The organism is Nocardioides xinjiangensis (genome assembly GCF_017916455.1).
GTDB lineage: Bacteria > Actinomycetota > Actinomycetes > Propionibacteriales > Nocardioidaceae > Nocardioides > Nocardioides xinjiangensis.
Window position 1 is genome coordinate 400,308 of record NZ_JAFMSY010000001.1, and the last position, 25,835, is coordinate 426,142.

The 25,835-nt window shown below is 73.4% G+C and carries 23 protein-coding genes; 8 read left to right on the top strand and 15 right to left on the bottom strand.

The genetic code is table 11. From position 1 onward, the window contains the following. Positions 1-59: 59 nt before the first annotated feature. The 4 genes from J3P38_RS01945 to J3P38_RS01960 all read left to right on the top strand — a co-directional run bounded on the left by J3P38_RS01945 (position 60) and on the right by J3P38_RS01960 (position 4,351). Positions 60-827, top strand: coding sequence for a DeoR/GlpR family DNA-binding transcription regulator (locus tag J3P38_RS01945; RefSeq protein ID WP_210502515.1), 768 nt, complete (start codon positions 60-62; stop codon positions 825-827). Beyond that, positions 824-1,789 (top strand): 1-phosphofructokinase family hexose kinase, encoded by a 966-nt coding sequence (locus J3P38_RS01950; protein WP_210502516.1) that lies wholly within the window; start codon positions 824-826, stop codon positions 1,787-1,789. Before J3P38_RS01945 ends, J3P38_RS01950 begins: the two co-directional genes overlap by 4 nt. Continuing rightward, the gene (locus J3P38_RS01955; RefSeq protein WP_210502517.1) at positions 1,786-4,023 is read left to right on the top strand and encodes a PTS fructose transporter subunit IIABC; all 2,238 of its coding nucleotides are present in this window, start codon (positions 1,786-1,788) and stop codon (positions 4,021-4,023) included. The genes J3P38_RS01950 and J3P38_RS01955 overlap by 4 nt, the downstream gene beginning before the upstream one ends. Positions 4,024-4,108: 85 nt before the next feature. Then, positions 4,109-4,351, top strand: a complete 243-nt coding sequence (locus J3P38_RS01960; protein ID WP_210438196.1) for an HPr family phosphocarrier protein — start codon at positions 4,109-4,111, stop codon at positions 4,349-4,351. Positions 4,352-4,432: 81 nt separating this feature from the next. Here the strand turns inward: J3P38_RS01960 and J3P38_RS01965 are convergent, their stop codons facing one another. The 8 genes from J3P38_RS01965 to rimP all read right to left on the bottom strand — a co-directional run bounded on the left by J3P38_RS01965 (position 4,433) and on the right by rimP (position 12,717). Further along, positions 4,433-5,395, bottom strand: coding sequence for a hypothetical protein (locus tag J3P38_RS01965; protein ID WP_210438197.1), 963 nt, complete (start codon positions 5,393-5,395; stop codon positions 4,433-4,435). Continuing rightward, the gene (locus J3P38_RS01970) at positions 5,388-6,326 is read right to left on the bottom strand and encodes a bifunctional riboflavin kinase/FAD synthetase (protein WP_210502518.1); all 939 of its coding nucleotides are present in this window, start codon (positions 6,324-6,326) and stop codon (positions 5,388-5,390) included. Before J3P38_RS01970 ends, J3P38_RS01965 begins: the two co-directional genes overlap by 8 nt. 68 nt (positions 6,327-6,394) lie before the next feature. Further along, complete coding sequence (gene truB, locus J3P38_RS01975; RefSeq protein ID WP_210438199.1) at positions 6,395-7,264, bottom strand: tRNA pseudouridine(55) synthase TruB; 870 nt, start codon at positions 7,262-7,264, stop codon at positions 6,395-6,397. Beyond that, a complete protein-coding gene (gene rbfA / locus J3P38_RS01980) occupies positions 7,264-7,779 on the bottom strand; it encodes a 30S ribosome-binding factor RbfA (RefSeq protein ID WP_210502519.1) in 516 nt (171 codons plus the stop codon). Before rbfA ends, truB begins: the two co-directional genes overlap by 1 nt. A gap of 121 nt (positions 7,780-7,900) precedes the next feature. Beyond that, positions 7,901-10,723, bottom strand: coding sequence for a translation initiation factor IF-2 (infB, locus tag J3P38_RS01985; RefSeq protein ID WP_210502520.1), 2,823 nt, complete (start codon positions 10,721-10,723; stop codon positions 7,901-7,903). A 98-nt stretch (positions 10,724-10,821) separates the two neighbouring features. Next, a complete protein-coding gene (locus J3P38_RS01990; protein WP_210438202.1) occupies positions 10,822-11,202 on the bottom strand; it encodes a YlxR family protein in 381 nt (126 codons plus the stop codon). A gap of 52 nt (positions 11,203-11,254) precedes the next feature. After that, positions 11,255-12,229 (bottom strand): transcription termination factor NusA, encoded by a 975-nt coding sequence (nusA, locus tag J3P38_RS01995; protein ID WP_210438203.1) that lies wholly within the window; start codon positions 12,227-12,229, stop codon positions 11,255-11,257. Continuing rightward, entirely contained in the window at positions 12,229-12,717 is a 489-nt protein-coding gene (rimP, locus tag J3P38_RS02000) for a ribosome maturation factor RimP (RefSeq protein ID WP_210438204.1), read from the bottom strand. The genes nusA and rimP overlap by 1 nt, the downstream gene beginning before the upstream one ends. A gap of 125 nt (positions 12,718-12,842) precedes the next feature. On the opposite strand from rimP, the gene J3P38_RS18250 reads away from it, so the two are divergent. After that, entirely contained in the window at positions 12,843-13,355 is a 513-nt protein-coding gene (locus J3P38_RS18250; RefSeq protein WP_210438205.1) for a hypothetical protein, read from the top strand. Then, the gene (locus J3P38_RS18255) at positions 13,352-13,780 is read left to right on the top strand and encodes a DUF4439 domain-containing protein (RefSeq protein WP_210438206.1); all 429 of its coding nucleotides are present in this window, start codon (positions 13,352-13,354) and stop codon (positions 13,778-13,780) included. Before J3P38_RS18250 ends, J3P38_RS18255 begins: the two co-directional genes overlap by 4 nt. Positions 13,781-14,256: 476 nt before the next feature. On the opposite strand, the gene J3P38_RS02015 is transcribed toward J3P38_RS18255, so the two are convergent. After that, the gene (locus tag J3P38_RS02015; RefSeq protein WP_246855606.1) at positions 14,257-16,035 is read right to left on the bottom strand and encodes a proline--tRNA ligase; all 1,779 of its coding nucleotides are present in this window, start codon (positions 16,033-16,035) and stop codon (positions 14,257-14,259) included. 127 nt (positions 16,036-16,162) lie between these two features. On the opposite strand from J3P38_RS02015, the gene J3P38_RS02020 reads away from it, so the two are divergent. Next, positions 16,163-17,137 (top strand): hypothetical protein, encoded by a 975-nt coding sequence (locus J3P38_RS02020; protein WP_210438207.1) that lies wholly within the window; start codon positions 16,163-16,165, stop codon positions 17,135-17,137. A gap of 4 nt (positions 17,138-17,141) precedes the next feature. On the opposite strand, the gene J3P38_RS02025 is transcribed toward J3P38_RS02020, so the two are convergent. Next, complete coding sequence (locus J3P38_RS02025; protein WP_210502521.1) at positions 17,142-19,733, bottom strand: CHAT domain-containing protein; 2,592 nt, start codon at positions 19,731-19,733, stop codon at positions 17,142-17,144. A gap of 81 nt (positions 19,734-19,814) precedes the next feature. Here J3P38_RS02025 and J3P38_RS02030 point away from each other — a divergent pair, with 81 nt between their 5' ends. Continuing rightward, positions 19,815-21,089, top strand: a complete 1,275-nt coding sequence (locus J3P38_RS02030; protein ID WP_210502522.1) for a S8 family peptidase — start codon at positions 19,815-19,817, stop codon at positions 21,087-21,089. A 14-nt stretch (positions 21,090-21,103) separates the two neighbouring features. Here J3P38_RS02030 and J3P38_RS02035 read toward each other — a convergent pair whose 3' ends face one another. The 5 genes from J3P38_RS02035 to J3P38_RS02055 all read right to left on the bottom strand — a co-directional run bounded on the left by J3P38_RS02035 (position 21,104) and on the right by J3P38_RS02055 (position 25,790). Then, positions 21,104-21,562, bottom strand: coding sequence for a hypothetical protein (locus tag J3P38_RS02035; protein ID WP_210502523.1), 459 nt, complete (start codon positions 21,560-21,562; stop codon positions 21,104-21,106). Then, a complete protein-coding gene (locus J3P38_RS02040) occupies positions 21,559-22,152 on the bottom strand; it encodes an RNA polymerase sigma factor (protein WP_210502524.1) in 594 nt (197 codons plus the stop codon). Before J3P38_RS02040 ends, J3P38_RS02035 begins: the two co-directional genes overlap by 4 nt. Positions 22,153-22,252: 100 nt before the next feature. Then, the gene (locus tag J3P38_RS02045) at positions 22,253-23,104 is read right to left on the bottom strand and encodes a GNAT family N-acetyltransferase (RefSeq protein WP_210438212.1); all 852 of its coding nucleotides are present in this window, start codon (positions 23,102-23,104) and stop codon (positions 22,253-22,255) included. 76 nt (positions 23,105-23,180) lie between these two features. Beyond that, positions 23,181-24,338: a flavodoxin-dependent (E)-4-hydroxy-3-methylbut-2-enyl-diphosphate synthase gene (gene ispG / locus J3P38_RS02050; protein WP_210438213.1), complete on the bottom strand. Its 1,158-nt coding sequence runs from the start codon at positions 24,336-24,338 to the stop codon at positions 23,181-23,183. A 105-nt stretch (positions 24,339-24,443) separates the two neighbouring features. Further along, positions 24,444-25,790 (bottom strand): M50 family metallopeptidase, encoded by a 1,347-nt coding sequence (locus tag J3P38_RS02055; protein ID WP_210502525.1) that lies wholly within the window; start codon positions 25,788-25,790, stop codon positions 24,444-24,446. Between the last annotated feature and the right edge of the window lie 45 nt (positions 25,791-25,835).

The window sequence follows — 25,835 nt, forward strand, 5'->3', positions numbered from 1 at the left end:
ACAAGCAACACGTTCGGGACTAAAACAACACATACGCAGATCACCTCGGAGGTGGACCGATGTACGCGGAAGAGCGCCAGCAGGCGATGGCTCACCTGATCAGTCGGCGCGGCCGGCTGTCCGTGGTCCAGCTGGCCGACCAGTTCGAGGTGACCACCGAGACCGTCCGCCGCGACCTCTCCACCCTGGACCGGATGGGGCTGGTCCGTCGAGTGCACGGTGGCGCCGTGCCCGCAGGCTCCCTCTCGGTCATCGAATCAGGGATCGGCGAGCGTGACCAGTCCAACACGCAGGCCAAGGAGGCGATCGCCAACGCCGCGGTCGCGCTGCTCCCGCCTCCCGACTCGGTCGTGGTGATCGACGCCGGGAGCACCACCGCCCGCTTCGCCGCAGCCCTCCCCCGCGACCACCGCCTGACGGTCGTCACCCACGCCGTCCCCGTGGCCACCCGCCTGGCCGGCCTGCCGCAGATCGAGCTGCACCTGCTGCCCGGGAAGGTGCGCCCCACCACGCATGCCGCGGTGGGGGCCGACACCGTCGCCGCACTCGGCGACCTGCGCGCCGACGTCGCCTTCGTGGCCACCAACGGCCTGACCGTGGGCCACGGCCTGACCACGCCCGACAGCGACGAGGCGGCGAGCAAGCGGGCGATGATCGCGTGCGCCCGCAAGACCGTCGTGCTCGCCGACTCCACCAAGCTGGGCGTCGAGACGGCCGTGCGCTTCGCGACCCTCGACAGCCTCGACGTGCTCGTCACCGACCGCGACATCGAGGCGGCCGACCGACGCGCGCTCGAGGCCGCCGGGATCGACGTGGTGGTCGCGTGATCCTCACCCTCACCCCCAACCCGAGCATCGACCGCACGGTCGCCCTCGACGCCGCCCTCGCCCGGGGCCAGGTGCACCGGGTGGCGTCGGTGACCTCCCAGGCCGGCGGGAAGGGCGTGAACATCTCCCGGGCCGCGGTGAGCGCCGACATCCCCAGCATCGCCGTCGTCCCGGCCGCCAAGGACGACCCGTTCGTGCTCGAGCTGCTCGGCGCCGGCATCGACTGCCGTCCCGTACGACCTGCCGGCGACGTGCGCGTCAACCTGACGATCACCGAGCCGGACGGCACCACGACCAAGCTCAACTCACCCGGCGCCGAGGTCCTCCCGCTGCACCTCGAACTGCTCGCCCAGGCCGTCCTCGTCCGAGCCGCAGCAGCCGACTGGACCGTCCTGGCCGGGTCGCTCCCGGCCGGCGCGCCCGCGGGCTTCTACGCCGACCTCGTACGCCGGCTGCGGGAGGTGGGCGGCCGCGTCGCCGTCGACACCAGCGACGCACCGCTGCAGGCGCTCGTGGACGCACTGCCCGTCTGCGCGCCCGACCTGATGAAGCCCAACGGCGACGAGCTCGCCTCCTTCACCGGGAGCGATGCCGAGCTGCTCGAGGCCGACCCGTCGGCCGCCGCGTCCGCAGCCCGGCAGCTGCTCGAGCGTGGCGTCGGCGCGGTCCTGGCCACGCTGGGCGGCAACGGGGCGGTCCTCGTCACCCCCGAAGGGGCCTGGCACGCCACCCCTCCTCCCACGACAGTGGTCAGCACCGTCGGTGCCGGCGACTCCAGCCTCTTCGGCTACCTGCTGGGCGACATCCGGGGGCTCTCCGCCCCGGACCGCCTGGCACTGGCCGTGGCCTACGGCAGCGCCGCCGCAGGCCTTCCAGGCACGACCATCCCCCAGCCGTCGCAGCTCCGCACCGAGCTCGTCGGCGTCACCGCCCTCACCCCCTCAACGGGAGGCACACCATGACCGCACTCATCACCACCGACCTAGTTCGGCTGGGCGCCGACTGGGGGCCGGACAAGCACGACGTCATCCGCGCCCTCGCGGGGGTCGTCGACGACGCCGGCCGCGCCACCAGCCGGGACCAGCTCGTCGAGGACGCGTTCGCGCGCGAGTCGACGTCCTCGACCGGCCTCCCGGGCGGCATCGCGATCCCCCACTGCCGCACGAGCGGGGTGGACGCGCCGACGCTCGCCTTCGCCCGACTCGACCCGGGCGTGGACTTCGGCGCCAAGGACGGACCGGCCGACCTGGCGTTCCTGATCGCCGCGCCCGCCGGCGGGGACGCCGACCACCTCACGATCCTCACCAAGCTCGCCCGCGCCCTGGTGAAGCCGGCCTTCACCGACGCGCTGCGCGCCGCCGAGTCGCCCGAGGACGTCATCGACCTCGTGACGCACGAGCTCGGCGAGCCCGCGCCGGGCGCCACGAGGTCGGCCGCCCCGGCCTCCGGCACCCCGTCCGGCGCGGCCGTGCCCGGCGGCGGGGAGACGACCGCCCCCAGGGAGGCGGTCGAGGCCACGACCGGCACCACGGCCGGCGCGGACGCCCCTCGACCCACCGGCAGCTCCACCGACACCTCCACCGGCAGCTCCACCGGCACCGCCACCGCCGGCGCGTCCACCGGCACGCCGTCCGGCACCGGCACCGGCACCGACCAGCCCTCCCTCGTCGCGGTGACCGCCTGCCCGACGGGCATCGCCCACACCTACATGGCCGCGGAGGCCCTCGAGGCCGCGGCGGCGCGCGCCGGCGTCGCCCTGCAGGTCGAGACCCAGGGGTCCGCCGGGTCGACGCCGCTCTCCCCCGACGCCATCGCCGCCGCAGGCGCCGTGATCTTCGCCGTCGACGTGGGCGTGCGCGACCGCGGACGGTTCGCCGGCAAGCCCGTCGTCAGCTCGGGCGTCAAGCGACCGATCGACGACGCCGACGCGATGATCGCCGAGGCCCTGCGCTACGCCGCCGACCCGGCCGCGTCGCCGAGGGTCGAGGGCTCCGGGGCCTCCACCGACGGCGGCGCGAGCACCGGCCGGGAGACGTGGGGCGGTCGCACCCGACGCGTCCTGATGACCGGCGTCTCCTACATGATCCCCTTCGTCGCGGCGGGCGGCCTGATGATCGCCCTCGCGTTCCTCTTCGGCGGCTACGAGATCACCGACCACGCGCAGGCGATCCTGCTCGGGAACTCCTTCACCGACCTGCCCGACGCCCAGGCGCTGGGCCTCGACCACGCGCTCCTCGACTCCGGCTTCTTCGCCTACGTCGGCGCCCTGCTGCTGGTGATCGGCCAGACCGCGTTCGCCTTCTTCATCCCGGCGCTGGCCGGCTACATCGCGTACGCCATCGCCGACCGGCCCGGCATCGCCCCCGGCTTCGTCCTGGGCGGCCTGGCCTCCAACGTCATCGGCGTGAGCGGCGACTCCGCCTACCCGGCGACCGGCTTCCTCGGCGCGATCGTCGGCGGCGTCCTGGCGGGCGTCATCGCCCACTGGATCGCCGGCCGCAAGGTGCCGGCCTGGGCGCGCGGCCTCATGCCGGTGCTGGTCATCCCGCTCGTGACGAGCATCGTCGCGGGCTTCCTCATGCTCGTCGTGCTGGGCCGGCCGATCGCGTGGCTGATGGGCCAGCTCGAGGACGGGCTGAGCTCGCTGAGCGGCGGCAGCGCGGTGCTGCTCGGCGTCATCCTGGGCCTGATGATGGCCTTCGACATGGGCGGCCCGCTCAACAAGGTGGCCTACAGCTTCGCGGCCGCCGGCGTCGGCGGCGCCGCCCTCACGAGCGACGCCCCCGAGCTGCGGATCATGGCCGCGGTCATGCTCGCCGGGATGGTGCCCCCGATCGCCCTGGCACTGGCGACGGTCGTGCGGCCCGGCCTGTTCTCGATCCCGGAGCGGGAGAACGGCAAGGCGGGATGGCTGCTCGGCGCGTCCTTCATCACCGAGGGTGCGATCCCCTTCGCCGCGGCCGATCCGCTCCGCGTGATCCCGCCGATCATGGCCGGCAGCGCGGTCACCGGCGGGATCTCGATGGCGATGGACGTCGGCGTCCGCGCACCGCACGGCGGCATCTTCGTGCTGTTCGCCGTGGACGGGGTGGTGGGCTACCTGGTGGCGCTGGCCGTCGGCGTCGCCGTCGCCACCGCCCTCGTCGTCGTCCTGAAGAGCATCGGCCGCAAAGACGCCGACGTCGCCACCGTCTGAGCCCGCCCGACCACCCGTCAGCCCGACCAGCACGTCTCCAGCACGTCTCCAGCACTCTCCAGCCCGACCACACCAAAGGAGCACCATGCCCAGCAAGTCCGTCGTCGTCGGATCCGCCGTCGGCCTCCACGCCCGCCCCGCCGCGATCATCGCCGAGAAGGCCGCCGAGCTCGGCTCCGACGTCACGATCAACGGCGTCGACGCCAGCTCCTCGCTGATGATCATGACCCTCGGCGCCGGCAACGGCGACACCGTCGAGGTCGCGGGTGACGACCAGTCCGCGGTCGACACGATCGCCGCACTGGTCGAGCAGGACCTCGACGCCTGACCGGTCCCCATCCCGCTCCGAGGGCGGTGCGCCACCCACTCCGGTCGCCCGGAGCTGCCGTGGCGCACCGCCCTCGGCGCGTCAGCCGCGGTCGCGCAGGGCCAGGTAGACCGCCCGGATGCCCACGGCCCGCTCCATGTGGTGCAGCACGGCCCCGAAGAACTGCTCGCGGTAGGTCTCGTCGGTGACCGTCGAGACGGTCAGGTACAGCGCGGAGAACGCCGCCAGGAAGACCGAGACCTGGAACAGCTCGACGGTGAGGTTGGCGGTCGGCTCGCCGATCCAGGTCTCCACCACGTCGTCGCGCATGACCATCGAGCCGAACAGCATGAAGAACAAGAACACCGTGGCCGAGAGCAGGAGCACCTGGACGGCCTGGATCACCAGGAGGACCAGCACGAGGTTCCAGCGCTCGAAGCCGTGCACCTCGGCGTACGCCGCCGGGTCGGCGTCAGGGTCGTCGACGAGCTCCCGCGCAGCCTGCTCCAGCGGCGTGTCGCGGCAGGCCAGCAGCAGCAACGCGTCGTCGACCTGGTCGTCGGTGCGGTCGACCTCCTCCGGGAGCCGCACGAGCAGGAACAGGGTCGCGAGCACCGCGAAGAGCACGACCACCAGCCACAGCGCGGCCCCGTCCTGGCGCGAGGACACCTGCCACACCTCGGCGTTGATGAACAGGAACGTCACGAAGATCAGCAGCAGCGGCAACGCCCGCGTCATCATCGGCAGCACGGTGCGCAGGCTGCCGAAGGCGCGGTGCAGCGCCCACCGGACGATCGGGCTGGCGTTGAGCGCGGTCAGGGCGTACCACGTCGCGGCGAGCAGGCCCACCGTCACCAAGGTGGCGGGCGCGAGGGTCAGCTGCTCCGACACCACCGCCAGGGCCACCCCGGCGCCGGCCGCGGCCAGCCCGGTCAGGACCACGAGCGGGACGGTGCGTCCCAGCTTCAGCGCCCGCCGCGCCCCCTCACGCTGCTCGGGGACGAAGTAGGGCAGCCCGTGGGCGAGGAACCACTCGTCGGTCGCCGCCAGCCGCGGATCAGCCACCCAGCACCTCGCGCGCCCGGCGTACGTCGTCGGCCATCGTCTCCACCAGCTTCTCGACGCCCTCGAACTTCACCATGCCCCGCAGCCGGTCGGCGAACGCCACCTCGACCTCGACGCCGTAGAGCTCGAGGTCGTCGCGGTCGAGGACGTAGGACTCGACGCGGCGCTCGCGCTCGCCGTCGAAGGTGGGGTTGGTCCCGACGGAGATCGCGGCCGGGTAGCGCTCGCCGGTGTCGAGGCGGGTGAGCCAACCGGCGTAGACCCCGTCGGCGGGGGCCGCGTCGACCGGCGGGATCGGCACGTTGGCGGTCGGGTAGCCCAGCCCCCGGCCCCGCTTGTCGCCCTCGACGACGGTGCCGCGCACGACGAACGGGCGGCCGAGCGCCTCCGCCGCCCCGGCGACGTCACCGGTGGCCAGGCACTGCCGGACGTAGGTCGAGCTCCACACCTGCGGACCGCCGTCGAGCGTGACGCCCACGGTCTCGAAGTCGCGCGTCGCACCGGCGCCGACCAGGGTGGCGACCTCTCCGGCCGCCTTGGCGCCGAAGCGGAAGTTCGCGCCCACGACAACGGCGCGCGCGTGCAGCGTGTCCACGAGGACCCGGTCGATGAACTCCTCGGGCGACCAGCCGGCGATCTCGCGGTCGAAGGCGATCACGAGGATCGCGTCGACGCCTGCCGCCTCGAGCAGCCCGGCCCGGGTGTGGATGGAGGTCAGGGTCGGCGGAGCGTGCTCGGGCCGCAGCACCGCCATCGGGTGCGGGTCGAACGTCACCGCCACCACGGTGTCGATGCCGAGCCGCTCCGCGGCGGCCCGGGCCTCGCGGAGCACGTGCGCATGACCGAGGTGCACGCCGTCGAAGTTGCCGATGCTGACGACCGTGCGGCCGAGGTCGGCCGGCACGTCGTCGACGTCACGCCAGATCTGCACGGGCCGCAGCCTACTTGCGGGGCACCGCAGGCCCGCCCGGTCCCCGTACGGGTGCGGGGGGCGGCTCGTCAGACGAACACCGCGACGGGCTTCGCCAGCGCGCCCCGGGACTCGTAGAGCGCGAGGAACGCGCCGTCGGGCGCGAACACCGCGTGCGGTCCTCCGCCCGGCAGGGCGAGGTCGAGGGCACGGCCGACCCGCACGTGCGCCGCCTGCTCCTCGTCGAGGTCGACGGAGGCGAACGCCGCCCGTGCGGCCTCGGCGATCGGCAGCACGGCGAAGTCCTCGGCGAGCTGGTCGAGGGTCCGCGCGACGGACAGCTCGAAGGGGCCGACCGCCGTGCGCCGCAGTGCGGTGAGGTGACCGCCGACACCGAGCGCAGCGCCGAGGTCGCGCGCGATGGCGCGGACGTAGGTGCCGCTCGAGCACCGGACCGAGATGTCGACGTCGACCCGGTCGCCGACGACCCGGTGGTCCAGGACGTGCAGCGCGTGGACCGTCACCGGGCGCGCCGCCAGCTCCACCTGCTCGCCGTCGCGCACCCGGGCGTAGGCGCGCTTGCCGTCGACCTTGATCGCCGACACGGCGGTCGGCACCTGCATGATCTCGCCGACCTGCCGCTCGAGCTCGGCCGCCACCGTGCCGGGCTCGAGGGACCCGGCCGGGCGCTCGGCGACGACCTCGCCCTCGGCGTCGTCGGTCGTGGTGGCGACACCCAGCCGCACCGTGGCGTCGTAGGCCTTCTCGGTGAGCATCAGGTGGCCGAGCAGCCGGGTGGCGCGGTCGACGCCGAGCACCAGCACGCCGGTCGCCATCGGGTCCAGGGTGCCGGCATGGCCGACCTTGCGGGTGCCGGCGAGCCGGCGGACCCGGGCCACGACGTCGTGCGAGGTCATGCCCGGGTCCTTGTCGACGACGACCAGACCGGGGTCGACCATCAGGGGCGGTCGTCCTCGTCGAGGTCCGGCACGTCGCCGTCGAGGTCGTCGTCGAGGTCGTGGTCGAGGTCGTCCTCGGAGTCGTCGAGGTCGTCCTCGACCACGCGGGGCTTCTTGTAGGGGTCGGGCTCACCGGCGTAGGCCTCCACGCGGCGCGCGGCGACCTCCTCGTCCTGCTTGCGGGCGCGCTCGAGCACCTCGTCGAGCGCGCGGGCACTCTCCGGCAGCGCGTCGGGGATGAACGTCAGCGACGGCACGATGCGCATGCCGAGCTGCTTGGCGACCTCCGAGCGGATCACGCCCTTGGCCGACTCCAGCGCCGCGGCCGTGCTCGCGAGCTCGTCCTCGGTCCCGAGGACGGTGTAGAAGATCGACGCCTGCTGCGAGTCGCCGGTGACGCGCACGTCGGTCACCGTGACGAAGCCGAGGCGGGGGTCCTTGATCCGCCGCTCGAGCATCTCGGCGACGACCACCTGGATCCGGTCGGCGATCTTGCGGACGCGGGGGTTGCTCATGGTTGCTTCCTCTGGCTGGAGGGAGCCACCGGGTGACCGGTGGCTGGAATTCTCGGCCGTGCACCGACCCGACGCCCGCGGGACCACCGGGCGACCGGTGGTCCCGCGGGACCGTCGTGCGTCAGCTGCGCGGGACCTCGCGCATCTCGAAGGACTCGACGACGTCGCCGATCTTGATGTCCTGGAAGTTGCGGAGCACCAGACCGCACTCGAAGCCCTCGCGGACCTCCGACGCGTCGTCCTTCTCGCGGCGCAGCGAGGCGAGGTCGAGCATGTCGGCCACGACCGCGCCGTCGCGCAGGACGCGCACCTTGGCGTTGCGGCGGATGACCCCGGAGGTCACCATGCAGCCCGCGATGTTGCCGGCCTTGGACGAGCGGAAGATCTCGCGGATCTCCGCCTGGCCGAGGGTCGACTCCTCGTAGACGGGCTTGAGCATGCCCTTGAGCGCCGCCTCGATCTCCTCGATCGCCTGGTAGATGACCGAGTAGTAGCGGATCTCCACCCCTTCCTTCTCGGCCATCTGGCTCGCCTTGCCCTGGGGGCGGACGTTGAAGCCGATGATGATCGCGTCGGAGGCGGCGGCGAGGTCGACGTTGGTCTCGGTGATGGCACCGACACCGCGGTCGATCACGCGGAGCGACACCTCGTCGCCCACGTCGATCTGGGACAGGGCGTCCTCGAGCGCCTCGACCGAGCCGGACACGTCGCCCTTGAGGATGAGGTTGAGCTCCTGGCTCTCGCCCTTCTCCATGGAGGCCATGAAGTCCTCGAGGCTGCGGCGGACGCGACGCTTGGCCTGCATGGCCGCACGCTCGCGCGCCTCGCGCTTCTCGGCGATCTGGCGGGCCATGCGGTCGTCCTCGACCACGATGAAGTTCTGGCCCGCTCCCGGCACCGCCGACAGACCCAGCACCATGGCCGGGCGCGACGGGTCGGCCTCGGTGATCTCCTGGCCGTGCTCGTCGAGCATGGCGCGCACCCGGCCGTGGGCCGGACCGGCCACGATCGAGTCGCCGACCCGCAGCGTGCCGCGCTGGACCAGCACGGTCGCGACGGGGCCGCGGCCGCGGTCGAGGTGCGCCTCGACCACGAGGCCCTGGGCGTCCTGGTCGGGGTTGGCGCGCAGGTCGAGCGACGCGTCGGCGGTGAGGACGACGGCCTCGAGCAGCTTGTCGAGGTTGAGGCCGGCCTTGGCCGAGACGTCGACGAACATCGCGTCGCCGCCGTACTCCTCGGGGATCAGCCCGTACTCGGTGAGCTGGCCGCGGACCTTCGTCGCGTCGGCCTCCGGCTTGTCGATCTTGTTGACCGCGACCACGATCGGGACGCCGGCGGCCTTGGCGTGGTTGAGCGCCTCGACCGTCTGCGGCATCACGCCGTCGTCGGCCGCCACCACGAGGATCGCGATGTCGGTCGCCTGCGCACCGCGGGCACGCATGGCGGTGAACGCCTCGTGACCGGGGGTGTCGATGAGGGTGATGCGACGGTCGTCGCCGTCGACCTCGGTGTGGACCTGGTAGGCACCGATGTGCTGGGTGATGCCACCGGCCTCCTTGTCGACCACGTTGGCGTCACGCAGCGCGTCGAGGAGCTTGGTCTTTCCGTGGTCGACGTGACCCATGACCGTGACGACGGGCGGGCGCACGGCCAGGTCGGACTCCTCGCCCTCGTCCTCACCGAACTCGATGTCGAAGGACTCGAGCAGCTCGCGGTCCTCGTCCTCGGGCGAGACGACCTGGACGACGTAGTTGAGCTCCTCGCCGAGCAGCTCCAGGGTCTCGTCGCCCACGGACTGGGTGGCGGTCACCATCTCGCCGAGCGAGAACAGCATCTGCACCAGCTGGGCGGCGTCGACGTTGATGCGCTCGGCGAAGTCGGTCAGCGAGGCGCCACGCGGAAGACGCACGGTCTCCCCGTTGCCCTTGCGGACCCGCACGCCGCCGATCGTCGGGGCCTCCATGGCCTCGAACTCCTGGCGACGGGCGCGCTTGGACTTGCGACCGCGACGCGACGGACCTCCCGGGCGACCGAAGGCACCCTGGGTCTGGCCACGCTGACCGGGACGACCACCACCGGGTCGACCGCCACCGGCCGGGCCGAAGCCGCCGGGTGCGCCACCCGGGCCACCACGGCCCGGAGCGCCTGCGCCGGCACCGGGACGGCCCGGAGCGCCGCGGCCCGGGGCACCCGGACGGCCCGGAGCGCCTCCGCGCGCGGGACGGGCGCCGGGACCGTTGCCGAAGGCGGCCGGGGACTTGGGCATCATCGCCGGGTTCGGGCGCGGCATGCCCGGACGGGCGTCACCGCCGGCCGGCGGACGCGGCGGACGGGTGTCGTCGCCGCCGCCGCTGGTGCGGGGCGCGGGCCGCTGGCCCATGCCCTGGCTGGAGGCGAACGGGTTGTTGCCGGGACGCGGGGCGCCCGGCCGGCCGACCGGACGCGGTGCGGGGGACGGGGCCTTGGCGGCCGGCGCAGCCGGGGTGGCCGGAGCGGCCGGAGCCTCGGGTGCGGCGGCCGGGGCCTGCGGCTGGGCAGCAGGCGCCTTCGGGCCGGGCCTCGGACCGGGCCTGGCGGCGGGTGCCGTCGGCTCGGCGGCCGGCACGGGGGCCGGCGCAGCCTGCACGGGCGCGGGGGCCGGAGCCTCCGCTGCGGGAGCGGGGGCGGCGGCCGGCTTCGGGCCGGGCTTGGGCGCGGCCTTCTTCGCGGCGGGCGCGGGGGCGGCGGCCTTCTCGGCGGGCGCCGTCGTGTCGGCGGCGGGAGCCGTGGCCGCAGCGGCCTTCAGCTCGTCGCCGTACTGCTTCTTGAAGCGCATCTCGACGGGCGGCTCGACAGTCGACGACGCCGACTTGACGAACTCCCCCATCTCCTTGAGCTTCTCGAGAACGAACTTGCTCTCGACTCCGAACTCCTTGGCGAGCTCGTGGACTCGGGTCTTTGCCACGGTTGGTTTCTACTCCTCCTGGTCCGTGACCCCAGAAGGAGAGGGGGACGGATCAGCTAGTGGGTGTGCACACTCATCGCGAGTTACTCATCGAGTGCTCATGAGCTGCGTGCTCCAGTTCCTGGTCGGTGCTGCGGTGATCCGGACGTGTGGTGCTGGTCCTGCCGGTCGGAGGTGGGGGACGGTCCGCTGGTCGCTCGGATGTGGTCCTCCACCGGTGCGGCCGCCAGCGTCGCGCCCGAGCGGAGGGCCCGGGGGAAGGCGCGGCGTCGCACCGCGAGCTGCCAACACTCCAGCGTGGGGTGCACGTGTGCTCCCCGGCCGGGTGCCCGGCGGTCGGGATCGGGCACCAGGGCCGGTCGGCCCTCGGCGTCCGAGCCTGCGACCACCCGCAGCAGCTCGCTCGCAGTGGCCCTGGCCCGGCAACCCACGCACGTCCGGACGGGTCCGGGCGCAGGGGTGTCAGACGTGGTGGCCACTGCTGTCCAGTCTAGCCGGTGCCCCAGCCGTTGACGAACCGGCAGGCGCGGGTCAGTCGTCGCTCGCCTCGTCGGAGCGGATGTCGATGCGCCAGCCGGTCAGGCGCGCGGCGAGGCGGGCGTTCTGCCCCTCCTTGCCGATGGCCAGCGACAGCTGGAAGTCGGGCACGACGACACGGCACGAACGCGCCGCGAGGTCGACGATCTCCACCGACGTGACCCGCGCCGGCGACAGCGCGTGCGCGACCATCTCCGCAGGGTCCTCGGCCCAGTCGACGATGTCGATCTTCTCGCCGTGCAGCTCGCTCATCACGTTGCGCACCCGCTGCCCCATCGGTCCGATGCAGGCGCCCTTGGCGTTGACGCCCGGAACGGTGGAGTGCACGGCGATCTTGGTGCGGTGACCTGCCTCGCGCGCGATCGCGGCCACCTCGACGGTGCCGTCGGCGATCTCGGGGACCTCGAGCGCGAAGAGCTTCTTGACCAGCGTCGGGTGCGAGCGGGACAGCGTGACCTGCGGGCCGCGCATGCCCTTGCGCACCGATGTGACCAGGCACTTGATGCGCTCGCCGTGGACGTACTTCTCCCCCGGCACGCGCTCGCTCACGGGCAGCAGCGCCTCGAGCTTCCCGAGGTCGACCATCACGTCGTCGGGGTTGCGGCCCTGCTGGATGATGCCGGAGATGATGTCGCCCTCCTTGCCGGAGAACTCGCCGAACTTGATCTCGTCCTCGGCGTCGCGCAGCCGCTGCAGCATCACCTGCTTGGCGGTGGTCGCCGCGATGCGGCCGAAACCCTGCGGGGTGTCGTCGTACTCCGGGCCGGCGGTGCCGTCCTCGCCCACCTCGCGCGCCCAGACGGTCACGTGACCGGTCTTCCGGTCCAGCTCGACCCGGGCGGGGTGCTGGGACTCCGTCGCGCGCTGGTAGGCGATCAGCAGGGCCTGCTCGATGGCCTCGGCCAGCACCTCGAAGGAGATCTCCTTCTCCCGCTCCAGCATGCGCAGGATGCTCAGGTCGATGTCCATCAGTCGTCCTTCTTCTCGGTCTTGCGGTTGAACTCGATCTGCACGAGCGCCTTCGCCACGTCGGCGTAGGCGACCTCCTGCCGTGCCCCGGACACGTCGAGGGTCACCGACTCCTCCGTGGACGACAACACGCGACCGGTGAGGTCCGTGCCGTCGGTGAGGGTGACCTTCACCAGCCGGTCGGCGTTGCGGCGCCAGTGCCGGGGCAGGGTGAGCGGGCGGTCGACGCCGCGGGAGGTGACCTCGAGCGTGTAGGGCATCTCGCCCATCACGTCGGACTCGTCGAGCACCCGGGAGACCTCACGGGTGGCGTCGGCGACGTCGTCGAGCGTGACGCCCCCGTCCTTGTCGACGGCGACGCGCAGCACGCGACGCTTGCCGGCCGGGGTGACCTCCACGGCCTCGACGTCCAGGTCGAGCTCACGCAAGGGGTCGACCAGCTCGGCCTCGATGCGGTCCCGGGTGCCGTCCTGGCGGTGGGTGCTCATCGGATGCGACCTCCTTGTGCAGTTGTCCAGTCACCACCCTAGCCGCCACCTCCCGTGCTCCGACAACCGCGCCGGTCCCGTCCCGGGAGGGCCTCGCTGGCGCCCGGGCCGGTTAGGGTTCGGGGGTGCCCGGACGCCCGCTGACCCGTCGTACGGCGGTGGGCTCGGCCGTCGCGGCGCCGCTCGTCCTGGCCGCCTGCGACATCGACCCGCCGGCGCGGCAGGAGGGCCCGCGGGCCTCGCCCGAGCCGCCGGAGGACTCCGCGCTCGTGGCCACGGTGGTCGCCGAGCTCGTGCGTGCCCGCTCCGTGCTGGAGGCTGCAACCCTCTCCCTCCCCGCCCTGACGTCCCGGCTGCAGCCGGTGGCCGACGCCCACGCGGCGCACCTCGACCTCCTCGCCGACGCCGTCCCGGCCGCCGACGTCCCGGCGCCGGCACCGCCCACGATCCCCGCGCGGGACACCGCAGCGCTGGCGGCGGTGCGGCGCTCGGAGCAGCGGCTGCTGCGCGAGGTGCGGCACGGCTGCGTGGCCGCGTCGAGCGGCGACCTCGCGCGGGTGCTCGCGAGCATCGCGGGGTCCACCGCGCAGCACGCCGCCGCGATCACGGCCCGGCAGGTTCGGGAGGCGGGATCGTGACGGTCCTCGACGCACTGCAGTCGACGTTGGCCGACGAGCACGCGGCGCTCTACACCTACGGCGTGCTCGGTGCGCGGACCTCGCAGTCCGCGACGCCGGCCCTGTACGCCGCGCTGACCGTCGGCTACCGGCGCCACCGCGCGCGCCGCGACCAGCTCCGGCTCCTGGTGCGCGACGCCGGTGGGCAGCCGGTCGCCGCCGCTGCGGCGTACGAGCTCGACGGCGCGCTGCTCCGCGCGCCGCAGCTGCAGCGGGCCGCGCTCGCCCTCGAGGTCGCGAGCGCCGAGGCGCTCGCCGCGCTGGTCGCCCGGTCGTCCGGGGAGGTGCGCGAGTGGGCGCTCACCGAGGCGGTCTGGTCGGCGACCTGGCAGCTCGAGCTCGGCGGTGCGCCCTCGACCTGGCCCGGGGCACCGGAGCTCGGCTGATCCGTCGTACCCGTCGGCAGGCACGGCCGGCGGCGACGGTCGCTCGACCAGGAGCTCCAGGAGCGGGCAGTCCCTGGAACGCTGAGAGCGGCCCGCGGCCTCAGCCTCTGGGAGAGTCCCGAGATCTCTCCCAGAGGCCGAGGACGCGGACCGCTCGTGGGGTTGGTCAGCATCACCCTGTGTCGCGGACCTGTGGGGTGGCCGGAGCGACATGCACAATCATGCATTCGATTCGGGGGTAGTGAAAGCGATACGGAGTTGCACGTTCTTGCAACGCACAAACTTGCAGTACGGCCCGGTCGCGCGTCCTGGTCGCGGCGGCGCCGCTCGTGAAGCGTCGACCGGCAGGGTCGATCGCAGGGCGGATCGTGGAGGATCGGGGCCACGTGGTGACCCGGATCCTCCACGATCGCGAGGTGATCGCGTCGGTGCTGCACGGGTCGCGGCGAGGTGGTCGCCCCGACCCGCCGGAGGCGTCAGGCCCGGACGATCTCGGTGATGCGCGCCAGCGCCCCGTCCACGGCCACGTCCTCGCGCTCGCCGGTGCGGCGGTCGCGGACCTCCACGTTGCCGTCGGCGAGCCCGCGGCCGACGGTCACGATCGTGGGCACGCCGATCAGCTCGGCGTCCTTGAACTTCACGCCGGGGCTCACCTTGCCGGTGCGGTCGTCGAGGAGGACCTCCAGGCCGGCGCCCTTCAGCTGCTGGGCGAGCACCTCGGCGGCGGCGACGACCGCCTCGTCCTTGCCGGCGGCGACGACGTGGACGTCGGCGGGCGCGACGTTGCGCGGCCAGCACAGCCCGAGCTCGTCGAGGGTGCCCTCGGCGATGGCGGCGACGGCGCGCGAGGGACCGATGCCGTAGGAACCCATCGTGACGGTGACGAGCTTGCCGCTCTCGTCGAGCACCTGCAGGCCGAGCGCGTCGGCGTACTTGCGCCCGAGCTGGAAGATGTGGCCCATCTCGACGCCGCGAGCGGACTCGAGGGTGCCCTCGGCGCAGCTGGGGCAGGCGTCGCCGTCGCGCACGTCGGCGGCCTCGATGGTGCCGTCGGGCGTGAAGTCGCGGCCGGCCACGAGGTCGATGACGTGCGACCCGGGCACGTTGGCGCCGGTCACCCAGCGCGTCCCCTCCACCACCCGCGGGTCGACGAGGTAGCGGATGCCGGACTTCGAGTCCTCGCCGAGCACCTCCGGGCCGATGTAGCCCTTGACCAGCGCCGGGTGCCTGGCCAGCTCGGCCTCGTCCATGGGCGCGACCTCGATCGGCTCGAGCTGCCCCTCGAGACGCTTCTGGTCGACCTCGCGGTCACCGGGCACGCCGATCGCCAGCGGCTCGCGGGTGCCGTCGGGGTGCTTCAGCACGACCAGCACGTTCTTGAGGGTGTCGGCGGCCGTCCAGGGACGGTCCTCGCGCGGGAACGCCGCGTCGAGGTGGGCGACCAGCGTCTCGATGGTCGGCGTGTCGGGGGTGTCCTCGGCGTGCGCGGCCGGCACGTCGTCGTAGGGCAGCGGTGCGGGCGCCCGCACCGTGACGGCCTCGACGTTGGCGGCGTAGTCGCAGTGGGTGCAGCGGACGTAGGTGTCCTCGCCGACGTCGGCCTTGGCGAGGAACTCCTCGCTGGCCGAGCCCCCCATCGCGCCGGAGGTCGCCTTGACGATGACGTACTCGAAGCCGAGCCGGTCGAAGATGCGGATGTAGGCGTCGCGGTGCCGCTGGTAGGACTCCTCGAGCCCGGCGTCGTCGACGTCGAAGGAGTAGGAGTCCTTCATGACGAACTCACGACCGCGCAGCAGGCCGGCGCGGGGGCGCGCCTCGTCGCGGTACTTGGTCTGGATCTGGTAGATCGAGAGCGGCAGGTCCTTGTAGGAGGAGTAGAGGTCCTTGACCACGAGGGTGAACATCTCCTCGTGCGTCGGGCCGAGCAGGTAGTCGGCACCCTTGCGGTCCTTGAGCCGGAAGATGTTGTCGCCGTACTCGGTCCAGCGTCCGGTGGCCTCGTAGGGCTCCTTGGGCAGCAGCGCCGGGAACGACAGCTCCTGGGCGCCGATGTCGTCCATCTCCTCGCGGATGATGCCCTCGACCTTCCGCAGCACGCGCAGGCCGAGCGGCAGCCAGGTGTAGATGCCCGGCGCGTTGCGCCGGATGTAGCCCGCGCGCACCAGCAGCCTGTGGCTCGGCACCTCGGCGTCGTTGGGGTCGTCGCGCAGGGTGCGCACGAACAGGGTCGACATGCGGAGGAGGCGGCCGGTCATGCGCGCAAGGATAGGTGCGGGCGCGCGGGCACCGCGAACCAGATTGGCCCGGTGGTCGCGGCAACCACGCGCCGGCGTCGGACGTCTCCTCGACGACGACAGGCACTCACCCCCGGGGGGAACCGCGATGCGCCGCACACCGCTGACCGTCCTGACCGCCGTGCTGGCGACCGCCGCCGCCCTCGCCGCGCCCGCGGAGGCGGCCGCTCCGACGGTCGACCTCCAGCCGCAGCAGCTGCCGCGGGGCGCGGACGTCGCCGTCCCGCACGTCGACGACGGGGTCTTCGTCGACGGCGACCGGCGCATCGACCTGCCCGGCGACGACGCCCGGGTCCTGGGCGCGTCGGACGACGGAGCGTGGCTGGCAGCGACGTGGCGCACCACGAGGGTCGGCGAGCAGCGCGGCGCGCGCGTCGTACGCGTCCGGGCCGACGGCACCGTCGGCACCGTGCTCGTCGGCTTCGAGGCGCTCGACGCCCTCCTGAGCGAGGACGGGTCGCGCCTGGTGACGGTCGGGGACCTCGGGCGCCGCCGGGCGGCCGTGACCGTGCGGTCGGCCACCGACGGCGCCGAGGTCGCCTCGCGCACGTTCCGTGGCTACCCGGAGGTCCTGACAGCCGACGACCGCAGGGTCCTCGTGCGGACGGCCGGCCGCACCGCGTGGTGGCGTGTCGGGTCCGACCGCGTGCGGACGCTGACGCGCGGCCTGTCCGGACCCGCCAGCATCGAGCACGACCTGTTCGTGACCTACACCGAGGACCCGTACCTCGGCGGGTGCAGCCGGCTGGTCCGGCTCAGCGACCTCGCCACCACGCTGTGGAGGTCGTGCCGCCAGCGCGTGGCGGCCTTCTCCCCCGACGGCACGCAGGTGCTGAGCTTCCACATCCTCACCGACGGGGTCGGGCCCGGCGAGATCCACCTGCGCACCGTCCGCGGCACGAGGCTCGCGACGTGGACGACCGGCTGGTTCGGCGGGTGGGGGTGGGAGTCGCCCGGCACGGTGCTCCTGCGCGTCAACGGCAGGCGCACCGCGTCGGTGGTGCGCTGCACGCTCGCCCGGTGCGAGAACGCCACCGACCCGGTGAGGGTCGCCGCTCCCTGACGGGTCAGGTGCCCAGCACGGTGAACGACGCCGCGGTGGCGGTGAGGACGGGATCGGTGCCGGCCGCCTCGCGCGCCGCGAGCAGCGCGTCGCCGAGCCCGCCGCCCTCGCGCAGGCGGGCGTGCAGGGCGACCATGACCTCCACGGTCGCCGCGTCGTCCACCTCCGCCAGGCTCGAGACGACGCCCGCCGTGCCCATCGACAGCAACGCGGCCGCCAGGCCGAGCAACTCCTGGTCGCCGACCGGCTGCAGCACCCCCGACTCGCACGCCGACAGCACGATCCGGTGCGGCGGACGGTCGAGTCGCTGCAGGTCGTGCACCAGGAGCGGCCCGTCGGCCAGCGTGAGCGAGGAGAAGAGCGGGCTGTCCTCGCGGAAGTGCCCGTGCGCCGCGACGTGGGCGAGGGCGGCGCCGTCCAGGGCCTCCAGCGCCGCGGCCACCGTCGCGGCGTCACCGTCGAGCACCTCGGCACGCGGGTCCTCCGCGGCGACGGCCGGCACCTCCGCGCCGCCGCTGCCCAGCCCGGGCCCGACGACCATCACGCGGCGGTCGCCGGCGACGGGCTGCGCCGCCCGGGCTCGCAGCCACAGCCGCGCCGACGGCGTGCTGGTGACGGGTCGGTGGGCCAGGTCCGGCAGGAGCCCCCACGGCACGCCCTGCAGCGCGCTGGTCCCGGACACGACGACGCGGGACTCCCCCGCTCCGTCGAGGGCTGTCCCGAGCAGCGCCCGCTGCAGGCGGGCACCGGCGGCGTCGATCTGCGCACGGCGGCCCCGGGCCGCCTGGCGCAGCGTGAACAGCGAGAAGTCCACCGCTGTGGCGGCTGCGGCGGCCTCGCCGACGACGAGGTGCCGTACGCGACCACGCCCCGCCACGACCGCGTGCAGCAGGCCGTCGAGCTCGGTCAGCTCGACGAGGACCGCGTCGTCCTCGGCGAGCGCCGTGAGCAGCTCGCCCACGTCGAAGGCGAACACGCCGGTCCCCGACCCCCGTGCCTGCAGGAGCCGCTGCCGGACGCCCTGCTCGAGCCGGGCGGCCCGGGCCTCGGTGCGATCGGTCGGCTCGCCCGCGGCCCGCGCCTCGGCGAGGCGCTTGTGCTGGGTCCGCAGGGCGGCCAGGTCGGCCGCGGTCTGCGGGTCGTGCCCCGATGACGCCGGCGGCGCGGCGAGTGCCGTCGCGCGCCAGCGCTCGGACCAGCGCAGGAGGCGCCGCGCGTCGCGCGAGGCGAGCGCCGTCCTCGCCCCCAGCTCGGCGAGCTCGGCGCCGTGGCCCGACGAGACCGCCATCAGCTCTGGGCTGCCGAGGGTCGCGCGCTGCTCGTCGAGGGCCGCCAGCCCCCGGTCGCAGGCGCGCAGCACGGCGCCCGGGTCGCCCGCCAGCTCAGCGCGCCACGCCTGGCCCAGCCAGCCGAGCGCCCGCTCGGCCGACGTGCGGGCGTGCCGGAAGGACGCCGCCTCCGCCAGCCACGCCTCGGCCAGGGCGGCGGCGCGCGCCGAGCGCACCGAGCGGGCGATCCGGGCTCCGAGCATCAGGACCTGCGGCAGCTCGAGCGCGCGCACGGCCCGAGCCTGCTCGACGAGCCGCTCGGCGCGGCGCAGCAGCGGACTGCTCGTCCGTCCCTGCCGGACCCGTCCCGACAGGGCGAGCAGGTCGGCACGCACGCGGTGGGCGTCACGCCCCTGGCCACGCAGCAGCCGGGACGCCTCGTCGGCGGCCGTCACGGCCCGCTCGATGTCGCCCGCCGCGAGGGCCGCGTCGGCCAGCGACACCAGCAGGTCGGCGCGCTCGGGCAGGTGCAGCGGACGGGCCGCGAGTGCCTGCTCCGCCACCGCGAGGGCGTCGCGGGCCAGGCCCCCGGCCAGGAAGGCGTCGCACTGGTCGGTGACGAGCTCGACGCTCGTCATCCCGAGCGCGTCGTACCTCGCACCCGCCTCGGCGTAGCGCGCGAGGGCGACGGGCAGGTCGTCCGCGACCTGGGCGACCCAGCCCAGGTTGTGCACGGACGTCGCCTCCGCCCATCGGTCACCCAGCGACGCGGAGAGACGGCCGAACTCCTCGAAGGCGGACGTGGCGGCCCCCAGGTCACCGACGGAGACGTACGCGAGACCCTCGAGGTTGCGCGCGCGTGCCTCCCAGACCTGGTCGCCCTCGTGGGCGAAGATCGCGCGAGCCCGGCGCAGGTCGGCCATGCCGTCCTCGTAGCGGGCCAGGACGTAGCCGAGGATCCTGGCCCGTCGCACGAGGGCTCGGGCGAGGGAGAGGCCGGAGAGCTCCTCGACGGCGCGGTCCAGGTGCGACAGGCCCTCGTCCACGCGACCCAGCAGGGCGAGCGTCGCCCCCAGTGTCGCCCTCACGTCGCCGGCGCGTCCGCGGTCGAGCGAGCGCCGAGCCAGCCGCAGCGCGGTCCGCAGGTGCCCCAGCGCCTCCTCCGACTCCCCGCGGTCGCGCACCACGATGCCGATGACCTGGTGCCCGATGGAGCACACGAACGGATCGGGGTCCGGCACCAGCTCGTCCCACGCACGGCTGTGGGCGGCGTCGGGATCGGTGAAGAGCGTCCTGAGCAGCTCCTCGGCCTCGCCCCGCGTCATCATGGTCGGTCCATCTTCGCCGATGTGCGCACCGTTGTGCCCGAACCCGCCCCCGTGGCGACGCGGCGGGACTAGCGTCGGGCCATGGGCGACTGGAAGATCGGCGACGACCGACGACGACGCAGCACCGACCAGCTCCGTGCCTTCGCCGAGGCCAACGACGGCCAGGTGGCCTGGGACACCGAGGCGCCGGCGGACTTCACCTACCTGTTCCACCCCGACCGCGTGCTGGTGCGGGCCGCGGACGTCGAGGCGTTCGAGTCGACCGTGGCCCGGCTCGGCGACCGCGTGCTGAGCGGGGAGCTCCGACGTGACGACGTCTCCCTGCTCGACGACGAGCTCGTGCGCTACGTGCTGCCCGAGCGCCGCGAGGGCCAGTCCGTGCCGGAGGTGCTCGACCTCCTCGAGGAGGGCGGGCTCCGCCGCGGTGCCGCGTCGCCCGACCACTGGGTGCACGTCTCCCCCGGCGGTGGCGGCGGCACGACGTGCCCGGCCATCGAGCCGCAGGAGACCGGCCTCACCGAGCCGTGGCCGCCCCAGGCGCCGCAGCCCGAGGGGCAGGAGGTCAGCGTCGTGGTCGTCGACACCGGCTGGCACCCGCCGGCGGCGACCGACCCGCGGACGCCGTGGCTGGCCGGGGTGGAGGGCGACGACGAGCTCAATGGCCCGGACCTGCGCCCCTACGCCGGGCACGGCACCTTCATCGCGGGTGTCGTGCGCTGCCTGGCGCCGCTGACCAGGGTGTTCGTCGAGGGGTTCGCCGTCGGCGGCCTCGGCGGAGGCGGGGTCCTCGAGTCCGACCTCGTCGTGCAGCTCGAGGAGGCGCTCGCCCACGACCCGCAGGTGATCAACCTGTCGGCCGGCTGCCGCACCAGGCTCGACCTGCCCTCGATCGCGCTGGAGACCTTCCACCGCACCCGGTTGAGCAGGCGGGACTGCGTCCTCGTGGCGGCCGCCGGCAACGACTCCTGGGCCGCCCCGTTCTGGCCGGCCGCCTTCGACTGGTGCGTCGGCGTGGGCTCGCTCGACCGCGACGGCCGCGTGTCGGAGTTCTCCAACTTCGGGGTCTCCGCGGACGTCTACGCCCTCGGCCGCAACGTCGTCAACGCCTTCCCCGACGGCACGTTCGTGTGCCACGAGTCCCCCGACAAGGGCGACGTCCGCGTCTTCGGCACGGGCCTGGCGCGGTGGAGCGGGACGTCGTTCGCCGCTCCTGTCGTGGCCGGGCTCATCGCCCGGGAGATCAGCGCGACCGGCGCGTCCTCGGCCGACGCGCGCGACGCCGTGCTGGCGCGGGCGGTCCACGACTCCGACCCGATGGTCGGCCCCCTCCGGGAGCTGCGGCAGCCCTACGCCTGATCGGCCCTACGGCCTCACAGCTCGACCCAGCGGCTGCTGGCCGCGTGGTCACCGTGGCGGACGGTGAAGCGGAGCGACCCGGTCGGCTCGGCCCGCAACGCGAAGAAGCCGACCTCGTCGAGCGGCGTGACCCATCGTTGGCCGTCCGTGGTCTCGACCACGACCTCCACGGACCCCAGGTCGCCGTCGAAGTCCACCAACTGCCCGCGCACCTGGCCCTCGTCGAGCTCCGCGTCGAGGGACCAGCCCTCGGCCGCGGTGAAGTAGAGGATGCGCGACGTGCCGAGCCCCCGCACCGGGGCGGCCGGACCGTCGGCGGAGTCGCGCATCAGCACGAGCACCTCCCACTCGTCGTCGAGGCCGGCCGCGGCCACCGCGGCGATCATCGTCGCCACGAGGTCCGCCGGGGGCGAGTCGTGCGCCATCCACATCTCACGCAGCTCCTCGAGGAGGGCGGCGTCGTCGGCAGTCATCGCTCGCGTCCCTTCGTCAGGGCGGTCCGGACCTTGGCCAGGCAGCGGGCCCTGGTGGGACCGATGCTCCCCACGGGCATGTCGAGGTCCTGGCTGAGCGACTGGTAGTCGGGTCGGTCCATGAAGGCGACGACCCGCAACAGCCTGCGGCACCGCTCGTCGACGGACGCCACGGCACCCCAGAGCCGGGACGCCTCGTCGTCGAGCACGGCGAGGGCCTCGGCCGACTCCGCGTGCGGGAGCGCGGCGTGCAGCGTCTCGTCCTGCACCGGAGCCGCCCGGCGTGCGGTCCGGGCGTGGGCGGCTGCGCCGCGCCTGGCTGAGGTGATCAGCCAGGACGCGACCGCCTGCGGGTCCTTGATCGTCTCGTGGAGGCGTACGAAGCCCAACCAGGTCGCCTGGACCACGTCCTCGGCGGACTGGCGGTCGTGCCCGTAGGCCCGCACCACGTGCCAGAGCACCGGCGTCATCGCGGTCACCAGCTCGTCCATCGCGCCGGCGTCCCCCGAACGCCAGGCGATGAACGCCCCACTGGCCATGTCCCACGGTGACAGCACGGGCTGCCCCTCAGCCCTCCGGTCCTCCGACATGGCGACCATTGTCCCCATGTCTGCTCAGGTGCGCGCGCACCTCGGCGTGATACATCGGCCGGGAACTTCCCCGGAGTGCTCCTCGCGTGCGCCGGAGGGGCTAGAACATCAGGGTGGCGAAGGTCGCGGTCTGCTCGAACCCGACCCGGGCGTACGTCGCCCGCGCCGGCGCGTTCCAGTCGTTGACGTAGAGGGAGACCACCGGCGCCATCCCGGTGCCCAGGACGTGCGCCACGACCGCGGCCATGCCGCTCGCCGCGAGCCCCTCGCCCCGACGGTCCGGGCGCACCCACACGCCCTGCACCTGCGCGGCGTACGGCGTCAAGCAGGCCACCTCGGCCTTGAACACCACGCCGGAGTCGTCGAAGCTCGCCATCGACCAGCCGCGGCTGATCAGCTGCTGGACCCGCGCTCGGTAGAGGTCGCCGCCACCGGCGTCGTTCTCGGGCGAGACCCCGACCTCCTCGGTGTACATCGCCACGCACGCCGGGTAGAGCACGTCGAGGTCCTGCGGGGTCGTGAGCCGTACGTCCGGGGCGGGCGCGACCGTGGAGAGCCGGCGGATCTCCAGGTGCGGCTGGTGGGGCCGGACCTCCCGCGGCCTGGACCACCGCGCCTTGACGAGCTCCCACAGCGCCGCCACCACGTCGCTGGGTCCCACGATGGTGCCGACGGTGCTGCGGCGCCGCAGGGCGACGTCGGCGAAGACGCCGACGTCGTCGGGCGTGCACTGGACCGGCACGAGGTTCGCGCCGAGGTGGCAGCCCGCGACGAGCTCGTCGTCCTCGAAGCGCCCCCACACCTGGCCGCCGAGCCACCGCTCGTCGAGGTTGGTGAGCCGGGCACGGTAGTCGGCGAAGACGTTGACGACCGGGTCCTGCTCCGCGAGCGCGATGAAGGCGTCCCGGTCGCCCGGGCCCAGCACGCGCACCTGCTCGCGGGTCCTCAGCACCCTGCCGAGCCTAGTGGGATCGCCTCGCAAAGGCTCTCCGGGCGAGGTGCCCGCTCGGGTGGGAGCGGGCCGGTGCTCAGCTGACGCTGACGACCGGCTCCCCCTCGCCGAGGTCCATGCCCTCGGCGATGCGCATGGCCTCCTCGATCAGGGTCTCGACGATCTGCGACTCCGGGACGGTCTTGACGACCTCGCCCTTGACGAAGATCTGGCCCTTGCCGTTGCCGGACGCGACGCCGAGGTCGGCCTCCCGGGCCTCGCCGGGACCGTTGACGACGCAGCCCATCACCGCGACGCGCAGCGGCACCTCCAGCCCGTCGAGGCCGGCGGTGACCTCCTCGGCCAGCTTGTAGACGTCGACCTGCGCGCGACCGCACGAGGGGCAGGAGACGATCTCGAGGCGGCGCGGCTTGAGGTTGAGCGACTCGAGGATCTGCAGGCCGACCTTGACCTCCTCGACCGGCGGTGCGGACAGCGAGACCCGGATCGTGTCGCCGATCCCCTGGCTCAGCAGGTGGCCGAACGCGACGGCCGACTTGATCGTGCCCTGGAACGCCGGGCCCGCCTCGGTCACGCCGAGGTGCAGCGGCCAGTCACCGGCCTCGGCGAGCAGCTCGTAGGCCCGCACCATGACGACGGGGTCGTTGTGCTTGACGGAGATCTTGAAGTCGTGGAAGTCGTGCTCCTCGAACAGGCTCGCCTCCCACACCGCGGACTCCACGAGGGCCTCCGGCGTGGCCTTGCCGTACTTCTCGAGCAGCCTCTTGTCGAGCGAGCCGGCGTTGACGCCGATCCGGATCGAGGTGCCGCGGTCCTTCGCGGCCCTCGCGATCTCCTTGACCTGGTCGTCGAACTTCCGGATGTTGCCCGGGTTGACGCGGACGGCCGCGCAGCCGGCGTCGATGGCGGCGAAGACGTACTTGGGCTGGAAGTGGATGTCGGCGATGACCGGGATCTGCGAGTGCTTCGCGATCTCCGGCAGCGCGTCGGCGTCGTCCTGGCTCGGGCACGCCACCCGCACGATGTCGCAGCCGGTGGCCGTGAGCTCGGCGATCTGCTGCAGCGTCGCGTTGACGTCGGAGGTCAGCGTGGTGGTCATGGACTGGACCGAGATCGGCGAGTCGCTCCCGACGCCCACGGACCCCACCTTGATCTGGCGGGTCTTGCGGCGGGGCGCCAGGACGGGGGGCGGGAGGGCGGGCATGCCCAGCGAGACGGACGGGCCGGAGGTCATGGCGCCAGTCTAGGAGGCCGTGCCCCGTCTCCCCGAGTCGCCGGCCCCCGGTGTGAGCGGTGCCTCAGCGGCAGGTCAGACGCAGGTCGGGTTCAGGTCGGGAGCTCAGGTCAGGCGGAGGGGCACGACGATGTCGGCGACGATCAGGACCACGCCCATGACCAGCATCGCCAGCCCCACGACGTACGCCACCGGGAGCAGCCGGGCGACGTCGACGTGCCCGGGGTCGGGTCGTCCGAGGAGTCGCGCGAGACCGCGCTTGAGGCCCTCGTAGAGCGCACCGGCGATGTGGCCGCCGTCGAGCGGGAGCAGCGGCACGAAGTTGAACATGCCGATGAAGAAGTTGAAGCTCGCGATGAGGAAGAGCAGCGTGACGATCTTCTCCGTGAGCGGGAAGGCCTCGCTCGCCGCGGCCTCACCGGCGAACCGGCCGCCGCCGACGATCGAGACCGGGCTCTCGGGGTCCCGCTCCTGGAGCCCGACGATGGCCCGGCCGACCTCGTAGACCTTCACCGGGAGCTGGCCCAGCGCCTGGACGGTCTCCACCGTCATGGTGCCCATCTGGCGGGTCGTGTAGAGCAGGCCGCCTGTGCGCAGGTGCGACGCGGGTTGCACGCCGAGGAAGCCGACCTCGGTGAGTGTCTGGTCCTCGAGCGACGTCTGGCGCAGGGTGACGGTCGTGTTGGTGGTCAGGGTCAACCGGTCGTCGCCGCGGCGCACCTCGATGACGGCGTCGCCGTCGGCGTTGGCGCGGATCTGCGACTGCAGGCTCTCCCAGTCGCGGTAGGGCTCGCCGTTGAAGCTGAGGATCTCGTCGCCCGGGCGGATCCCGGCCTCGCTCGCGGGCGTCGGCGGGTCCTCGGGGGTGCAGTCGCGGGGCAGCTCCTCGACCGGGATCACGCACGCCGGGACCGAGGCCACGGTCGGCTCGACGACCTCGTCACGCGGGTTGCCGTAGGTCGCGAAGAGGATCGCGAAGAGCGAGAAGGCGATCGCGATGTTGACCATGGGCCCGCCCGCCATCACGACGACCTTCTTCCACCACGGCAGGCGGTAGAACAGCCGGTCGGTGTCGTGCTGCTTGACGTACTCCCACTCGGCGGCACGCGCGTCGGAGATCAGCTGGGTGAACAGGCCGGTGTTGGACCGGCGCACCTTGTGCACCGGCTCGCCGTCCTCGTCGTACGTCGTCTCCTCGACGAGGCCCTCGGCACCGGGGGGCAGCATCCCGACGATCTTCACGTAGCCGCCGAGCGGGATCGCCTTGACGCCGTACTCGGTGTCGCCGACCTGCTTGCTCCACACCGTGGGGCCGAAGCCGATGAACCACTGCGGCACCTTGCAGCCGAACCTCTTCGCCGGCACGAGGTGGCCGAACTCGTGCAGGCCGATCGAGACGAGGATCGCCAGGACGAAGGCGACGACACCCAGGGTGTAGAGCAGGGCGGTCATGGGCGGGAGGTCCTTGTCGCTGAGGGCTGGTGGGGTCGCTGGACG

What these genes read in the sequence shown, in the direction of transcription:
- J3P38_RS01945 (WP_210502515.1), top strand. Translation starts at nt 60, where the DNA reads ATGTACGCGGAAGAGCGCCAGCAGGCGATGGCTCACCTGATCAGTCGG.
- J3P38_RS01955 (WP_210502517.1), top strand. Translation starts at nt 1,786, where the DNA reads ATGACCGCACTCATCACCACCGACCTAGTTCGGCTGGGCGCCGACTGG.
- J3P38_RS01960 (WP_210438196.1), top strand. Translation starts at nt 4,109, where the DNA reads ATGCCCAGCAAGTCCGTCGTCGTCGGATCCGCCGTCGGCCTCCACGCC.
- truB (WP_210438199.1), bottom strand. Translation starts at nt 7,264, where the DNA reads ATGGTCGACCCCGGTCTGGTCGTCGTCGACAAGGACCCGGGCATGACC.
- rbfA (WP_210502519.1), bottom strand. Translation starts at nt 7,779, where the DNA reads ATGAGCAACCCCCGCGTCCGCAAGATCGCCGACCGGATCCAGGTGGTC.
- nusA (WP_210438203.1), bottom strand. Translation starts at nt 12,229, where the DNA reads ATGGACATCGACCTGAGCATCCTGCGCATGCTGGAGCGGGAGAAGGAG.
- rimP (WP_210438204.1), bottom strand. Translation starts at nt 12,717, where the DNA reads ATGAGCACCCACCGCCAGGACGGCACCCGGGACCGCATCGAGGCCGAG.
- J3P38_RS02015 (WP_246855606.1), bottom strand. Translation starts at nt 16,035, where the DNA reads ATGACCGGCCGCCTCCTCCGCATGTCGACCCTGTTCGTGCGCACCCTG.
- J3P38_RS02020 (WP_210438207.1), top strand. Translation starts at nt 16,163, where the DNA reads ATGCGCCGCACACCGCTGACCGTCCTGACCGCCGTGCTGGCGACCGCC.
- J3P38_RS02025 (WP_210502521.1), bottom strand. Translation starts at nt 19,733, where the DNA reads ATGATGACGCGGGGCGAGGCCGAGGAGCTGCTCAGGACGCTCTTCACC.
- J3P38_RS02030 (WP_210502522.1), top strand. Translation starts at nt 19,815, where the DNA reads ATGGGCGACTGGAAGATCGGCGACGACCGACGACGACGCAGCACCGAC.
- J3P38_RS02035 (WP_210502523.1), bottom strand. Translation starts at nt 21,562, where the DNA reads ATGACTGCCGACGACGCCGCCCTCCTCGAGGAGCTGCGTGAGATGTGG.
- J3P38_RS02040 (WP_210502524.1), bottom strand. Translation starts at nt 22,152, where the DNA reads ATGTCGGAGGACCGGAGGGCTGAGGGGCAGCCCGTGCTGTCACCGTGG.
- ispG (WP_210438213.1), bottom strand. Translation starts at nt 24,338, where the DNA reads ATGACCTCCGGCCCGTCCGTCTCGCTGGGCATGCCCGCCCTCCCGCCC.
- J3P38_RS02055 (WP_210502525.1), bottom strand. Translation starts at nt 25,790, where the DNA reads ATGACCGCCCTGCTCTACACCCTGGGTGTCGTCGCCTTCGTCCTGGCG.